The following is a 15,863-nucleotide window of genomic DNA, read 5'->3' as shown; positions in this document are numbered from 1 at the left end:
TTCAGTTCAAAGTCGCTCCAGCATGAGGCCCCAATCCGACTCGTCGGGTCGGGCGGGCAGGGTGAGGACACCGCTCCGCGCAACGGTAATTGCATCTCCAGCTTCCGCCCACTCGCCGCGCCGCGGATCGAAGAAGCGTGGACGATAGCTGGCACCTGAGGGCAGTGCACGCACAGTCGCTTCGAGGGGCGCGGTAGCTTCGAAATACAGCATCAGCCAGGAGCGATCCTGCGTTGCGGCGCAATAGCTCCAGCCCTTGTAGCTGTATCCGGGGCCAGTTTTATTGGGCACTACAAGCTCGGAGGACGGGATCAGGTCGAGATAGCGCTGGTCCTGTATCGTCGCGAAAGCTTTCAGGTGCTGGACCTGATTTGCTGATTCCCAGGAAAAGCTGTCCCACATCTTGTGAAGCGACTCGGGCTCGATGTCGGATTGCCAGATGCCCTCGGCACCATAGATGAAGCCGGCAAGCCCACCCGAAAGGAAACTGCCGTAAAGGCCCGAGCGCACATATATGCGATCATCCTCGCTGTCCGGGTCAACACGGAGCGGATAAGGCTCACCGAGCTGGTGCAGTCCCGCATAATAGGGTTCGCCGTTGATCGCAGGCTTATGCTCTGCCTGGAACATATCGGTCAGGTACCAATAGGTGTAGTGCTCGCGCACATTGCCAGATTGGTGAAGGTTCACCCAACTGTCAGGCCCGAAGTTGATTAGCGTCGAGGGGTTGGGATTGGCGGTCATCAATGTGCCGAAGGGCGGCTTGCCGTGTCGCTCTAGGGCGAGGTTGATCGCGGCATTATAGTCCTCGGCTGGAATGGTCTGGCCCCAGTAATCGTAGTGAATGGGACTGAACAGGCTGATATGGGCGCCGTACCTCGCCATCATGTACTGGACGTAACGAGCGTAGGACTCGGGCCAGTCGTGAAATTTTTGCCAGCACTGGCCGCTGTCGCGTCGTGAAATCTCGATGAAGGGCACCATCCCTTCGTCATTGAGAACATCCATCTTGCGATCGAGAACCTTGAAATACTCGGGGTTTATCCTATCCATATCCGGGAAGACGTCTTCGAAGCCCGGCACTTTTCCTGGAAACTCGAAAGGCCGCCCGCCTTCGTTGTGCATGTCCTTGGCAGATGTCGTGCCCGGCTGCTTCCAGGCGGCGCGCACCCACGTGCCGTCGTCCATCTGCAGGCTGTTAGGTTTTCCATCGTTTGCCCAGGCCGGCTGGGCGGCGATCAGGCCGACGCAGTTGAAGCCCTGTGCTTTGCGTTTTGCAACGTAGTCGTTAAGGCTCGCCTGCGGACCGAGGTTCTCCGGCGAGCCTTTGTCCTCAGAGAGTGGAAAGCGGAAGCTGGGCAGGGACCACCAGGTATCTCCCAACAGGAAAAACGGCGTGCCATCGGCATATTGCAGACCTCGGCCATCGGCTGTCACGCCAAGCATGCCACGGCGATTGGGATTGGCTTCAAGATCGGCGGTGTCCCAGGCTTTGGCCACGAAGCTTCCCGAGACCCCCGAGAGGCCTGGAACTTCTGGCGTGCTCCCGCTCTTCCAGCGCCACTCTCCAGGGCCCGTTGCCAGCACGCGCACGACAAAGTCGTTGCCGCCGTTCCAGAAGCCGTAAACTCGCTTTGAGAAACCGGGACCTTCAAGATCGACCCAGATATCGACATCCGTATAGGGATTATCGAAGGTCTTCTCGGATTTGAAATTCAGATCGAGTCTGGCCCAGACGCCGATCGCATCTGCTGACTTGCTCATGAGTCCTCCCCGCCGCTCTAGCGGCCTTGCCATTCCGGCTTCGTTTTCTTGACGAATGCGTCGACTCCACGCCGAAAGTCCTCGCTGCCGTATGCGAGTGAGATCAGATCGTCGGCGGGATCGATGTCGCGGGCCAGGATGCGCCCGATTGCCGCCTTGCTGACCCGCAGTGTGATCGGGGCGTTCTCGAGCAGGCGCTGGATGACCGCATTCGCATCAGCATCAATCGCGTCGGGTTCGCTTAGCCGTGCCAAAAACCCGGCCGCCATTGCCTCTTCTGCATCGATGAATTCGGCCAGCAGCAGCATGCGCTTCGCGCGCGCCTCTCCAAAACCACTCACAAGGCGGTTGTACGTCTGCATCGAGACGCAATTGCCGATTGTCCGGGCGATCGGGCTGCCGAAGCGCGCGCGGCGGCTCGCAATACGAATATCGCAGCACGCAGCAATGTTGAGACCCCCGCCGACAGCCCAGCCATCGATAATGGCAACAGTTGGAACCGGGACGGCCAAAAGGCGGTCGAAATACCCATTCATCTTGGCTTCGTAGGCGATGCCGTCGGCGCCACCGGAGAATTCATGAAATTGGGAGATGTCGGACCCGGCCACGAACGCTTTGCCACCCGCGCCACGAAGGGTCACGACCCGGAGGTTCTGATCGTCACTGAGGCTTGCAAGAATTGCGTCCAGCTCTTCATACATCGCCCAGGTGAAGGCGTTATGCGCCTCGGCCCGATCGAACGTGATATGTGCGACCGCGCCTTCACGCTCGAGCGTAACTCTCGCGTTGTCGGAATCCATGCTCATGCGTTCGCGCCCATGCCGAGTTCCGCAAGGATCTCATCGTTGTGCTCGCCGAGCAGGGGAGGCGGCCTTTGTACGCTCGCGGGAGTTCTCGACAGCTTGGCTGGAAAGCCGAGCGCCTTGAACTTTCCTTCAACCGGGTGCTCGATCTCCATCACTGCCTTGCGGTGATGAACATGCTCGTTGTCGAGCGCGACGCTGTAGTCGTTGATCGGTCCGGCAGGCACGCCTGCCGCGAGAAACAGTTCCACCCATTCATTTGCCGGCCGTCCAAGGAATGTCGGGCGCAAGACCTCTGCAAGTTCGTCCCGGCGCTGGACGCGATCGATATTGTCCTTGAAGCGGGGATCGTCCCGCAGCTCGGGCCGCCCAACGACATCGCAGAAGATCAGCCAGAGCTTTTGATTTGCCGCGCCTACGACGAAGTGACCATCCGAGCCGGCAAATGCCTGGTAGGGGGCGCTCATCCTGTTGGCGGTGCCGAGCGGCGCCGGCGACTTGCCTGTGGCCCAGTACTCAGTGCTTTCCCACACGGAAAGCGCCAGGGCCGCATCAAGCAAGGAGGTGTCGACATATTGGCCCAGCCCGGAACTTTGCCTGCCGATGACCGCCGAAAGGATGCCATAGCAGGCAAACATCCCTGCACCGAGATCTCCCACGGGTATACCGGACTTGACCGGCTCGGCGCCTGGAATGCCGGTGCCGCTGATAATGCCACCCATCGCTTGTGCGATAAGGTCGAATCCCGGGCGCTGTGACCAGGGACCTGTCTGGCCAAAACCGGAGATGCTCGCGTAGATCAGCTTCGGATTGATCTTGGAGAGCGTTTCGTAATCCGCACCGAGCTTTTTCGTGACGCCAGGACGGCTGTTCTCCACTAGAATATCGGCGGTTTCGACCAGCCGGTGCAGAACGCGTTGTCCCTCTTCAGACTTGAGGTCCAGCGTGATGCTTCTCTTGTTTCGGTTGAGCGCCAGGAACCCGGGGCTGTCCTCGCCCTTCATGCGAAATCCCATCGACTTTCGTGTCTGATCTCCCACACCCGGAGGCTCAACCTTGATGACGTCGGCGCCCATGTCACCGAGCAGCATGCAGCAGAATGGACCTGCCATGACCTGGCTGAGATCCAGAACGCGCAGGCCAGCGAGCGGCAGCCCATTCTGGCGCGCGTTATTGTAGCCGTCTTCGGCACCACCTTCGGACATTGGCTCCTCCCCATTGGCCGCAAGGATTTTCGACAGCCGTCAAAACCCTTCCTTGTGAATTCTTGCATACAAGACGTGCCGCGCTTAAAAATCAAGGGGGACATTCCCGGATCTTGCATTTCGGCGAGAAGCTGCATACGAGCAGATATGGAAAAACACCCGGAAATCGGCGATATCGAAGAGCTTCTCGATAGTTCAGCCAGCAGAAAGAAGGGCCGGCTGCATACAGAAGCCGCCGCTCGCCTGCGCAGCATGATCCTTTCGGGGGAGCTTCCACCAGGCGCGCGCTTGCGAGAATTGCAGCTATGCGAACAACTTGGCGTGTCACGCACACCCGTACGCGAAGCCTTTCGCACGCTGGCGGCCGAGGGTTTGCTTGACCTGCTGCCGAACCGCAGCGTTGTCGTATCGCAGCTTCGGGCGCCGGATCTCGAGCATTTGTTTGTCGTATTCGGAGCGGTGGAAGGCTTTGCGGCGGAGCTCGCCTGCAAACGAATAACCGAAGCCGAGATCGGCGAGATCGGTCGTCTGTTGGCGGAAATGATCGACTTTCACGCGCGAAAAGAGCGTGCGCCATATATGCGGGTCAATCAGCTTATTCACCAACGCACGGTAGAAATCGCAGCAAATCCAGTACTTTTGTCAGTGTGGCAGTCTCTCGCCCCGAGGGTCGAGAGGGCGCGAGCCTTGGCGAACCTGGATACCGGTCGTTGGACTGGCGCGCTTTTCGAACATACCAAGATGTTCACAGCTTTGGCCGCCCGCGATGGGGCATTGCTGTCGCAGCTGACGCGCGAGCATTTTCTCAACAGCCTGCCTTTCCTTCAGTCTCGCGCTGAATAACGCTTAGCGCCGATCGACTCTCGCATTGGATGCATTTGCGTCCGAAAACCGTTTGACTTGATGCATCCTTGCATACAAGAATGGCAGGCGGACGGGGAGGAGCCCTCCAAATCAATTCCATTTAGAGGCGGCGCTACTGGGCGCCAGCAAGGATTCGCCATGTCTTACGAGCCGAAAGATTCAGACGGCAACGCCGTAGATCCGTACCACATCCGCAAGTACTTCGAGCCTCTGCGTGTTGTGGACGTTGCCGACGCTATGGATGGGCTCGGCTATTTCAATATCGGATTGGTCTCGCAGGAAATTCGTCCCCTCTGGCTCGGGATGAAGTTCTGGGGACCGGCAGTAACCCAGCGTTGTGTGCCGGCCAACAAGCCGATGTGGCAGCTTGAAACCACCGAAGATATCGTTGGCGCACACGGGATCTGGTTCAAAAAATATGGCCACAATGGACGCGGGCTGAACGATCTCGTCAAACAGGGTAGTGTGGTCGTGACCGACGTGGGGAGTTCGGGCGAGGTCGGCTTTTTCGGCTCGGAGAATGTCCTTGCTTTGCAGGCTAGTGGCGCCGTGGGCATCGTGACCAACGGACACTGCCGCGACACTGGTGAAGTCGCAATGCAGGAGACGCCGATGGTTTGCCGCGAACGCGGTCGCACAATCATTCCAGGCCGCATCGAGGTGGTGGAGCTGAACACACCGGTGGGAATCGGCGGTGCGCAGGTGCGGCCGGGTGATATCGTCGGCTGCGATGACGACGGCCTTATCGTCGTACCGATCGAGATTGCGCGGCAGGTGGCATTGCACGCCAAGGCCGTGCTGATTGCCGACATGAATGCGCGCCGCAAACGCTATGACGCACTCGGCCGCACGCACGATGAGAGCGTCGATACGGATGCCATCGATCGCCACTACGCACAGCTTGAAGCCTGAGCCGGACAACGACAAGGGGGCCGCTTGGCGGCTCCCTCCAGCGGGAGGTCATTCGTGAGAATTATCGACGCGCACCAGCACTTTTGGGACCTTGAGGCAAATTACCTGCCGTGGTTGACCGACAAGCCGGTCAACTTTCGCTACGGCGACTATGACGCGATCAAAAAGAGCTACTTGCCCGCCGATTATCGGCAAGATGCGCAGGAGTTCGAACTCGCGGCTAGTGTGTTCATCGAGACGGAGTGGGATCCGACAGATCCCCTTGGTGAAGTCGCCTGGGTGAACAGTTTGCGCAAGCGGGAGAGCCTCCCGAGTGTAATGGTGGCCCAGGCATGGCTTGATCGCGACGACGCGGAGAGTGTGCTCGCGGCGCATGGTCAGACCGATTTCGTGCGCGGCATAAGGCATAAGCCAAAAGCTGCTTCCGCTCCGGGGGATGTCGTTCCAGGCGCGCCGGGCAGCATGGGCGATCCGGCCTTTCGCCGAGGATTTTCGATGCTCGCCGCTAACGGGTTGAGCTTCGACCTGCAAACCCCTTGGTGGCACTTGCCAGAGGCCGCGGACCTCGCGGAAGCCTATCCGAACACTCAGATTATCATCAACCACACTGGCCTGCCTGCAGATCGCAGCGATGACGGGCTGGCTGGGTGGCGTGCCGCATTGATGCGTGCAGCCGAGTGCCCAAACATTTCGATCAAGATTTCGGGCCTCGGGCAGAAAGGGAAGCCTTGGGAGTCCGCGGAGAACCGCCCGATCATCCGCGATACGATCGAAATCTTTGGTGCGGACCGGTGCATGTTCGCCTCGAATTTTCCCGTCGATAGCCTCGTCGGAACATTCAGCACGATTTTCAACGGCTTTCGGGATGCTGTCGAGGATTTTACGCCCGGCGAACAACAGGCGCTTTTCCACGACAATGCGGCGCGCATCTACCGGATCGACCCCACGCGAGAGGTGTAGGCATGGCAGAACAGATATTCGGCAAGCAGACCCGGTTGGGTTTTATCGGGCTCGGCATCATGGGCGCACCGATCGCGTCGCGCCTGCGCGACTGCGGATACGAAGTGACCGTTTGGAACCTTGAGCCGGAGCGCTTCGAGGAAGTGAAGGAGAGCGGCGCCACATGGGTCGACTCGCCGGCCGAGGTCTGGAGTAATTCAGACGTGGTGCTGGTCTGTGTCCTGGGCGACGATGCTATCGAGAGCGTCTGTTTTGGCGAGAATGGCTTTGCGAGTGCCGGCACGGGCGCCAAAGTTCTGATCGATCTTTCGACGACCTCTCCAGATGCCACACTCAAACTATCGCCGCGCCTAAAGGATGAACTCGGTGCTGAGTGGGTGGATGCGCCGATGTCCGGTGGGCCGCAACCGGCACGCGAGGGCGGGCTGACGGTGATGGCTGGCGGTGATGACGCACTTTATAAAACGGTGGAGCCGATCCTCCGCGATATCGGCTCAAACGTTACCCATATGGGAGCGCTCGGCTCGGGGCAGAAGACAAAGATCCTGAACCAGGCGATTGTTGGGGCCAACTATATCCTGATGGCTGAATTGCTGGCCATTTGCAAAGCTGCCGGTGTCGACCCGGATCTGCTGCCTGTTTGCCTGAAGGGTGGCCTGGCTGACAGCCAGATTCTGCAACGCATCTACACCCAGATGTCCGCCGAGGATTTCGATCCACCACGCAGCTATGCCCGCCAGGTAAACAAGGACCTGAAGTCTGTTGCCCACTTTGTGGAAGAGTTAGGCCTCGATCTGCCTCTGCTCGACATCTCCATCAGCCAGTACCGCCGCTACACCGAAGCGGGAAATGAGATGCAGGACGGTGCGTCCGTATCGCGGCTCTATCAGTCGAAAGAAAACTAGAGTTTCGAGGAGGGTAGTATGCTGTTCATAGTGAGCGGGCGTGACAAGGCTGATGGAATGTCCGGCCGACTGGCGTTCCGAAGCGAGCACCGGGCGTACTACTCGGCCCTGGGTGACGATCTCATACTCGCCGGCCCGTATCTTGATTCAGAAGGCGAGCCGATTGGCAGCATGATCGTCATGCGCGCCGACAATCAGCAGGCCGCAGAGCAATTCGCACGATCTGATCCCTATTGGACGCAAGGGGTGTTCGAAACCCTCGACGTGTCGCGTTGGGACTGGTTCATGAAACGCCCGGACGACCTCAAGAGCTAACCGAGATCTGTGCATACAAGACTTGGAGTGACTAGTCGCCTCTGGCGCTCGCACCGTTTGGTACAGTTTCGACACAGTATGCGCCATTCCAAGGCTGATGAGCGCGATTTTTTGGGTGATAACGGCGAAATTATTCCGTCAGAAAGAGCAAGCTAGGGTGAAAGAGCCGTTGACACTGTTCTTTCTTGCATACAAGAATATGCATACAGCAAGCGGTCGTGGATCCGGTGGGAGGTATATCGGCACTCGACGCGCCGCTGTTGATTGCCAGACGCTGGCGCGGTGGAAGGACCCGGCGCGCAGGATCAGCGGCAGAGTAATTTCAACGGGAGGAGACCATGCAGAAATCACGACTTTTCGGAGCCGCAATGCGCCCGGCCATCGCCACGTCAGTAATCGCGCTGACGCTGGCCACCGTGCCGGGCACTACGGTAGCGCAGGATAGCGACCTGCAAGGCGATATTCGGTTTAGTTGGTGGGGCGGTCAGGTCCGCAACGACAAGACGGACCAGATCATCCAGTTGTTTGAAGAGCAGCATCCGGGCGTATCGATTTCGCGCGAGAACGCTGACTGGGAGCCATATTGGCAGCGTCTGACCATTCAGACCACCGGTAACAATCAGCCCTGCGCCATCACGATGCAGACGCGTTGGCTGGCAACCTACGCGAGCGAAGACATCCTGATGCCACTGGACGACATGGTCGCCGATGGCACGTTGAACGTCGAGGGCATTCCCGAGGCGGTGCTGGAGTCCGGGCGCGGCCCCGACGGCAACCTTTATATGATCCCGCACGGGGTGTTCTACTTTGCTCTGATGTATAATGAGCAGATGGCGGAGGCAGCTGCGGAAGCAGGCGTCGAGCGGCCTGAGTACCCGTATAACTGGGATCAGTTTGCGCAGTATCTGCGCGATGTTCTGCCAACTCTGGAAGAGGGCGCGGTTGCCTCGCACAACATGGGCATTGAACCCGACGCGTTCATCCCCTGGGTGCAGTCTCACGGTGAAGACGTGTTCGATGGCTCCGAGATCGCGTTCTCGCGCGATACGGTGATCGAGTGGTTCAACTACTGGGAAGCCCTGCGCCAGGAGGGCGTCACCGAGCCTCCAGAGGTCATGATCGAGGACAACAGCGCTCTGATCGAGCAATCCAACCTCGCCAATGCCCGCGGCTTCGTGACGAACCGTCCGCCAAACCAGCTCGGTTCCGTGCAGACCATCGTGGACACCGTAAGCCCAGGCGCCACTATCGACATTATGCCATATCCGGTCGGTCCGGATGGCACGGTAGGCATGGACCTCGGCGCAAACGGCATCGCGATCGGTGCGAACTGCCCGGAAGAGAAATGGCCGGTGGTTGCGGAGTGGATCAACTTCTTCACCCAAAACCCCGAGGCTGCGGACATCTATGAGTCCGATAACGGCGTGGTTGCGGTAGACTCGCTTGCAACGGCGCAGGCCGAGAATCCGGATACGCAGGCAACCCAGGTTCGTCACATCGAGCTCTACCAGGAGGTCGGCGAGACGGCGAACCCAGTGTTCTGGCCGCCGAGTGGCTATCAGGCACTGGATGACACCCTCGGCCGTGCCTATGAGGCAGTCGCCTTTGGTTCGCTGTCGGTTGAAGATGCTGCGGACCAGTTCATGAGCGACCTGCAGCAGCAGCTCGATCAGGCAGCCAGCCAGTCCTAGCCTTCGCAAAAAGTAAGGTTTCGGGGCGCCTAGTCGCGCCCCGAGGCCATTGCCAGCGATCTCAGCCGAGACGTAGTCCGATGCTTTGGGGAGGACCATGACGACCCTCGCTCCAGACGATGCCAAGAGCACGTCCAAACCGGCGCCACGCCGTCGCGAAATTCCACAGAACAGGTCGGGCTCTGCACTCAAACAGTCCGAAAATCGAGCGGCCTATCTGTTCCTGACGCCTTGGTTGCTTGGCATTGTCGGGATCACCGGTCTGCCGATGCTGGCGTCGCTATATCTCAGCTTCACCGATTACCGCGTCACCGCCGCGCCGAACTGGGTTGGTCTCGAGAACTATGCGACACTGTTTGGCGGAGATCGCCGCTTCATCAGCTCCATATGGGTGACGTTGAAGTATGTCGGGTGGTCGGTGCCGCTCGTCCTTATCTTCTCACTAGCAATTGCGGTTGCGCTCAATCGCGGCCTCAAGGGGCTGGCAATTTACCGCTCGCTTTTCTACGTGCCCTCCTTGATCGGCGCGAGCGTGGGCATAGGCTTGCTCTGGAAAGAGGTCTTTGGTGCCCGCGGCGTTGTCAACGAGATCCTCGGCTGGTTCGGCATGGCGGGTCGCGGCTGGGTCAACAGTCCCACGTTCGCGCTTCCGACCATCGTCGCGCTGAACGTTTGGACCTTCGGGGCCTCGATGGTTATCTTTCTGGCGGCGCTGCGTCAGATTCCAGAATCCTATTATGAAGCCGCCTCGATCGATGGCGCGAACGCGTGGCAGCGGTTCAGGCGGATCACGCTTCCGTTGATCACTCCGGTGATCTTCTTCAACACCGTGCTGCTGCTGATCAACTCTTTCCAGTCTTTCACGCAGGCCTTCGTGGTCTCCGGGGGTAGCGGCGGCCCAGTGGATTCGACGCTCCTGTACTCGCTCTATCTTTACCAGAAGGCCTTCCAGCAGCTTCAGATGGGCTACGCCTCCGCGATGGCCTGGGTTCTGTTGCTGGCGATCGGCATCGGCACAGCCTTCGTGTTCTGGACCTCCAAATATTGGGTGTTCTATGGCGACCGCTAAGACCTACGATCCCGAAGCACTCGCCTCGCAACGGCGTCAGCGGCGAAATGCTCGTCTGCTACGGCATCTCGGGCTACACGCCCTGCTGATCGCGCTCCTGGGTATCATGCTCTATCCGGTTATCTGGATGATCTTCAGTGCCCTGCGGCCTGAGCAGGAGATCTTCGGAGAGATGGGGTTCATCCCCACCAACTGGACTCTCGAAAACTTCACCAGCGGTTGGCAGCTCTACGGCGACCTGACGTTCACGACGTTCTATGTGAACTCGTTCATCATCTGCGCCCTGGCGATCCTCGGAAACCTGATCGCCTGTTCTATGGCCGCCTACGCTTTTGCCCGGCTCAACTTTCGGCTCAAGTGGCTGCTGTTCGCGGCAATGCTGACGACGATCATGCTGCCTATCCATGTGCAGCTCATCCCGCAGTACATCTTCTTTCTCAATATCGGATGGGTGAACACGATCCTGCCACTGGTCGTGCCGAAGTTCCTCGCCACTGATGCGTTCTTCATCTTCTTGATGGTGCAGTTCATGCGCTCGCTTCCAAGCGAGCTGGAGCAGGCTGCCGTGGTGGACGGAGCCTCCTACTGGCAGCGGTATTGGCGGATTATCTTGCCGTTGACGATGCCCGCGCTCGCAACCACCGCGGTCTTCACCTTCATCAATACCTATAACGACTTCTTTTCGCAGCTCATCTACCTCACCGACACCGATGCCATGACCGTTCCGGTCGCGCTGAGGCTGTTTCTCGATCCAAGCGGAGGTCAATCCTCGTTCGGCGGGCTGTTCGCCATGGTGCTCGTGTCAATCGGTCCGGTTCTGGGCTTCTTCATTGCCTCGCAGCGTCTGCTCACCAAGGGCATCGCGACGCAAGGTTTCAAATAACAGGGCTCCGGGAGGCAGGTATGTCCAGTGTAACGCTGCAAAACGTCACAAAGATCTATGGCGGGGGAGCGCTCAAGGCTGTCAAAGATCTCAGCTTCGAGGTGGAGGACGGCGAGTTCCTAGTCCTAGTAGGGCCATCCGGATGCGGAAAATCGACCGCGCTTCGCATGATTGCAGGGTTGGAGGAGATTTCGGACGGCGGCGTGTGGATCGGCGACGAATTCGTCAACGACATGCATCCAAAAGACCGGGACATCGCGATGGTGTTCCAGTCATATGCGCTCTACCCGCACATGTCGGTCTACGACAATATCGCCTTTCCTCTTCAGATCGCGAAGATGTCGCGCCAGGAAACGGAAAAGCGGGTTCAAGAAGCGGCCCGAGTGCTCGAGCTCGAAAATTACCTGAAGCGCAAGCCGGGACAGCTTTCGGGTGGACAGCGTCAGCGCGTCGCGATGGGCCGCGCGATTGTGCGTCAGCCATCGGCCTTTTTGATGGATGAGCCGCTGTCCAACCTCGATGCGAAGCTGCGCGTACAGATGCGGGCAGAAATCGCGGGCCTGCAGCGCCGGCTCGGCACCACCACAATCTACGTTACCCATGACCAGGTCGAGGCCATGACGATGGGTGACAGGGTGGCGCTGATGAAGGATGGCGTGCTGCAGCAGATCGACAGCCCCAGCAATATCTACAACAAGCCCTGCAACATGTTCGTCGCTGCCTTCATCGGCTCGCCGACCATGAACATGTACTGGGCTGATCTTGAGTCCGGTGCCAACGATTCAGCGCGGCTGATTTTCGGGGACAATACGCTCACCGTGCCAGCCTCCATCGTGGCTGAACACAAGCAGTTGTCACGATATCGGGGCAAGCGGGTGGTTCTGGGTATTCGGCCTGAAGATATTGCCGATGCGCGTGAGCAGACTGAGCCAGCGCCCGGAGACGAAATCGTCAAGGGCAAGGTGGACCTTGTCGAAGCGCTTGGCTCGGACATCAATGTCCACCTCAACCTCAACGCGCAACCGGCCGTCGTGACGAGTTCCGACAGCTTGCAGGATCTGCATGCGAACGAAGGCGACGGCGCGCGCTGCATCGCTCGGTTCACAGCCAAAAGTCAGGTCCGATACGGCGACAACGTGCAATTGCGGTTCGATGCCGAGCGGCTGCACCTATTCGACGGCGAGACCGGCGAAGCCATCACCTGAGCGGCCCTGCGCCGCCCGAACATAATTTAAAGGAAAGGGTCATTCATCATGGCTATTAGCTCTGCAACACTCGAAATCTTGCGGAAGGTCCGTACTTCGGATGTCACCGACGCCCTCGATTCACTCGGCTACATGAACACCTACGAGATGGATCCAAGACTGCGCCCGCTTTTTCCTGGCGTCTTCTTCGCCGGGATCGCAACGACTGCCGAGTTCAACATCATCAATCGGCACATTCCAGCGATGAGCTATGATGAGTTCGACGACCGCCAGTATAAGCGCAATCCGGACCGCTCTTCGCATCCGGATGCTCTCTGGCCGGCGGGACACAGCTTCGGCGCGCCGGACGAGGTGCACGTGATCGATACAAAGCAATCGCGCTGCGGTCTGCTTGGCTCGAACAACCTCCTAGACGCGCGGGTCAAGGGCTCCGTAGGGTTCGTTATCGATGGTGCGTGCCGGGATTCCGGCGAATGCATCATGCAAAAAGACCCGGTCTTCTGCTCGGTGCGCTCCATGCGGCACATGGCCGGCCGGCTGGAGCTTGCATCGATGGACAAGCCGATCACCTGTGGCGGCGTCTATGTCCGGCCGGGCGATGGCGTGATCGCCGATGACGATGGAATCGTTGTGATCCCGCAGGAAGACGGTGAGGAAGTCGCCAAGCGTGCATGGCGGGTTCAGGACAAGGACCGCCGCATGCGCCGCGCATTCTACGAGAAGCTGGGTATGCCGATGGACAAGACCGTCGAGCTCGAAGAGCGTCCCTGGTAGGTCCATCTTGATAGCATAGCGAACGGGGCGCTCGAACGGGCGCCTCGTTTCCGGCTCTCGTAACGAGTGTCGGTCGCCTTGACGGTCAAGGAGGCTAGCTGTCAGGAGACGAGACTTTGGTCTTTCACTAAGATTTTTATTAGGATTCCTACGATATCACCGGTCCAAAGGCCGCGATTGAAGCGGCCCGTTTTTCTTCAAGCGGGACACGGTGCGAATGACAATCAAAGCGAGACTATTGCTGAGCATGGGGCTGCTTGTCGCCGCGCTCCTGGCGACAGCCCTTACCGGCTACGCCGCCATGACACTGTCTAACGATAAGGCAGAAACGATCGTACAGGATCGCGTCAAGCCACTTGTACAGCTTAAAGACGTGGCAGACGCCTACGCTGTGGACATTGTTGACGCCGCTCAAAAAGTACGCGGTGGAGCGCTATCGTTCGAAGACGCAGAGCAGACCGTCAATAGCGCACTTGTGCAAATCGACACCAACTGGTCGGCTTACTCCGCCACCAGGTTTACCGGGCGCGAGCCGGAACTGGCGGCGCAGGCTGAAGCTGCCATGGCGGCCGCTGCTCCGGTCATTGATAGGCTTCTGACGATCTTCAGCGAGGCGGACAGAGTAGCGCTCGCCGGGATTGTCTCGACGGAGCTGTATCCGGCTATGGATCCGATCAGCGATAGCATTAGTGCACTTATCGACGTGCAGACAGACGTTGCTGTGCAGGAATACTACGCCGCCGAAGAGATACAGTTCTATTCGATGATCGTCATGGCTGTTATTGGCCTGGCGAGCCTTGTGATTGTCGGTTTTGCGATGAGCGTTGTGTTGCGCGGCGTCGCCAGGCCACTTCAGGTGATGCAGGCACTGATGCAGAAATTCGCCGCAGGCGACTACTCGCAGCCTGTGCCGTATGTTGACAATCGCGACGAAGTCGGTGGCATGGCGAGGGCCGTCTCGGTGTTCCGCGAGAACGGAATCCGCATTGCTGAGCTGGGCGAGGAAGAACGTGACCGCGCAGTGCTGGCCGCCGAGCGTGCAGCCATGATGGAGTCGTTCCAACACTCCTTCGATGAGGTGATCTCCGCCACTAGTAATGGTGATTTCACGCAACGTATCGACAAGCGTTTTGGCGACACCGATATCGATCGGATTTCAGCGAATTTCAATGGCATGCTGGACGTCGTGAATACCGGGCTGGAGGAAGCCGGGCAGGTGTTGTCCGCGCTGGCCCGCGCGGAACTCGGTCAGCGTATGCGCGGCGACTACAAGGGCGCCTTCAATGCGCTCAAGACGGATACGAACGCGGTCGCCGACAAGCTCACCGAGATTGTCGGCCAGCTCAAGGATACCAGCCGTGCGCTGAAAACTGCGACCGGCGAAATTCTTGCCGGGGCAAACGACCTTTCCGAGCGCACAACCAAGCAGGCGGCGACGATTGAAGAAACGTCGGCGGCGATGGAGCAACTCTCCGCCAACGTGGCCCAGAACTCACGCCAGGCCCAGGAAGCCTCCAACAAGACTGTTGCCGCGTCCGAACTTGCCGAGCAGAGTGGGGCGGTCATGGAGCGTGTGACTGGCGCGATGCAACGCATCACAACCTCGTCTGCCAAGATATCGAACATTATCGGAATGATCGACGATATCGCTTTCCAGACCAATCTGCTTGCGCTGAACGCTTCAGTTGAAGCTGCCCGAGCGGGCGAGGCTGGCAAGGGCTTTGCCGTGGTTGCCGTGGAAGTAAGACGTCTGGCGCAAAGCGCCGCCGAAGCGTCTTCGGAGGTCAAGGCGCTGATCGAGACGAGCTCCAGCGAAGTTGGCGACGGCTCGAAGCTCGTAGACGAGGCTGCCAGCAAGTTGGTCGCTATGCTCGATGCCGTTCAGCGAAACGCCGAGCTGATGAAGCAGATATCGAAAGCCAGCACCGAGCAGGCCTCGGCGATCGAGGAGGTCAACACCGCCGTGCGGCAGATGGACGAGATGACACAGCACAATGCTGCGCTTGTCGAGGAGACGAATGCCGCAATCGAACAGACGGAATCTCAAGCCTCGGAGCTCGATCGTATCGTTGAAGTCTTCACGCTGGGGGATGTTGCAAGGCCTGCCAACGATACACGCCCGAAAGGCGGCCGGTCCGGGATTCGAGGACTTCAGGACAGGGTCACCGCTGCTGCAAAATCCTATCTGAATCACGGCAATGCGGCAGTCGACACTGACAGACAGTGGAACGAATTCTGATCCTCGTCGCGCTCTGCGTCTAAGGAAATCAGGGAACGTAGTGGGCCTCCAGGCGTCTATCGCGAGGGGGCCTTTTCGTTGGCCTGTTCGCAATAAAGAGACTCGTTCATGGCCATTATCCTCATCATTGCGCTGCTAGTCGGCGCGGGCGCCAGCCTTGTTGCCATCAGTGTCATGAAGCACGTGCTTGGCGGCACGATGCGCCGCCCCCTTTTGATAGGGGGGCTGCTTCTGTTCGCCTGCGGCATCGCGCTCCTCGTGCTTTTGGTGTAAA

The 15,863-nt window shown here is 59.0% G+C and carries 15 protein-coding genes; 12 read left to right on the top strand and 3 right to left on the bottom strand.

The annotated features are described in order from the left end of the window. Window positions 1-6: 6 nt before the first annotated feature. Genes IE127_RS02815 through IE127_RS02805 form a run of 3 tightly spaced genes read right to left on the bottom strand, consistent with a single transcriptional unit; the run spans window position 7 to window position 3,772 of the window. The gene (locus IE127_RS02815; protein WP_189423110.1) at window positions 7-1,764 is read right to left on the bottom strand and encodes a glycoside hydrolase family 140 protein; all 1,758 of its coding nucleotides are present in this window, start codon (window positions 1,762-1,764) and stop codon (window positions 7-9) included. 17 nt (window positions 1,765-1,781) lie between these two features. Next, on the bottom strand, window positions 1,782-2,570 hold the full coding sequence (locus tag IE127_RS02810) for an enoyl-CoA hydratase/isomerase family protein (protein WP_189423108.1): 789 nt from the start codon (window positions 2,568-2,570) through the stop codon (window positions 1,782-1,784). Next, a complete protein-coding gene (locus IE127_RS02805; protein ID WP_189423106.1) occupies window positions 2,567-3,772 on the bottom strand; it encodes a CaiB/BaiF CoA transferase family protein in 1,206 nt (401 codons plus the stop codon). The genes IE127_RS02810 and IE127_RS02805 overlap by 4 nt, the downstream gene beginning before the upstream one ends. A gap of 147 nt (window positions 3,773-3,919) precedes the next feature. On the opposite strand from IE127_RS02805, the gene IE127_RS02800 reads away from it, so the two are divergent. The 12 genes from IE127_RS02800 (at window position 3,920) to IE127_RS02745 (ending at window position 15,862) form a co-directional block, all read left to right on the top strand. After that, window positions 3,920-4,615 carry a GntR family transcriptional regulator gene (locus tag IE127_RS02800; RefSeq protein WP_189423104.1) on the top strand — a complete coding sequence of 232 codons (696 nt, stop codon included), beginning with the start codon at window positions 3,920-3,922 and terminating at the stop codon, window positions 4,613-4,615. Between the two features lie 159 nt (window positions 4,616-4,774). Then, complete coding sequence (locus tag IE127_RS02795; protein WP_189423102.1) at window positions 4,775-5,548, top strand: RraA family protein; 774 nt, start codon at window positions 4,775-4,777, stop codon at window positions 5,546-5,548. 54 nt (window positions 5,549-5,602) lie between these two features. Then, window positions 5,603-6,508, top strand: a complete 906-nt coding sequence (locus IE127_RS02790; RefSeq protein WP_189423100.1) for an amidohydrolase family protein — start codon at window positions 5,603-5,605, stop codon at window positions 6,506-6,508. A 2-nt stretch (window positions 6,509-6,510) separates the two neighbouring features. Beyond that, window positions 6,511-7,413, top strand: a complete 903-nt coding sequence (locus IE127_RS02785; protein ID WP_189423098.1) for an NAD(P)-dependent oxidoreductase — start codon at window positions 6,511-6,513, stop codon at window positions 7,411-7,413. A gap of 18 nt (window positions 7,414-7,431) precedes the next feature. Next, on the top strand, window positions 7,432-7,728 hold the full coding sequence (locus IE127_RS02780; RefSeq protein ID WP_189423096.1) for a YciI family protein: 297 nt from the start codon (window positions 7,432-7,434) through the stop codon (window positions 7,726-7,728). Between the two features lie 338 nt (window positions 7,729-8,066). Further along, a complete protein-coding gene (locus tag IE127_RS02775) occupies window positions 8,067-9,419 on the top strand; it encodes an ABC transporter substrate-binding protein (RefSeq protein ID WP_189423094.1) in 1,353 nt (450 codons plus the stop codon). 97 nt (window positions 9,420-9,516) lie between these two features. Then, window positions 9,517-10,488, top strand: a complete 972-nt coding sequence (locus tag IE127_RS02770) for a carbohydrate ABC transporter permease (RefSeq protein WP_189423092.1) — start codon at window positions 9,517-9,519, stop codon at window positions 10,486-10,488. Then, window positions 10,475-11,371: a carbohydrate ABC transporter permease gene (locus IE127_RS02765; protein WP_189423090.1), complete on the top strand. Its 897-nt coding sequence runs from the start codon at window positions 10,475-10,477 to the stop codon at window positions 11,369-11,371. The genes IE127_RS02770 and IE127_RS02765 overlap by 14 nt, the downstream gene beginning before the upstream one ends. Window positions 11,372-11,391: 20 nt before the next feature. Beyond that, window positions 11,392-12,576, top strand: a complete 1,185-nt coding sequence (locus IE127_RS02760; RefSeq protein WP_189423088.1) for an ABC transporter ATP-binding protein — start codon at window positions 11,392-11,394, stop codon at window positions 12,574-12,576. Window positions 12,577-12,624: 48 nt separating this feature from the next. Next, a complete protein-coding gene (locus IE127_RS02755; protein WP_189423087.1) occupies window positions 12,625-13,350 on the top strand; it encodes an RraA family protein in 726 nt (241 codons plus the stop codon). 217 nt (window positions 13,351-13,567) lie between these two features. Then, the gene (locus IE127_RS02750; RefSeq protein ID WP_244639899.1) at window positions 13,568-15,589 is read left to right on the top strand and encodes a methyl-accepting chemotaxis protein; all 2,022 of its coding nucleotides are present in this window, start codon (window positions 13,568-13,570) and stop codon (window positions 15,587-15,589) included. A 108-nt stretch (window positions 15,590-15,697) separates the two neighbouring features. Beyond that, window positions 15,698-15,862 (top strand): hypothetical protein, encoded by a 165-nt coding sequence (locus IE127_RS02745; RefSeq protein WP_189423085.1) that lies wholly within the window; start codon window positions 15,698-15,700, stop codon window positions 15,860-15,862. The last annotated feature ends 1 nt before the right edge of the window (window position 15,863 follow it).

This window comes from Devosia pacifica, assembly GCF_014652635.1.
GTDB lineage: Bacteria > Pseudomonadota > Alphaproteobacteria > Rhizobiales > Devosiaceae > Devosia > Devosia pacifica.
The sequence above is the reverse complement of the archived record's forward strand: the minus strand, read 5'-3'. Positions and strand labels throughout refer to the sequence as shown.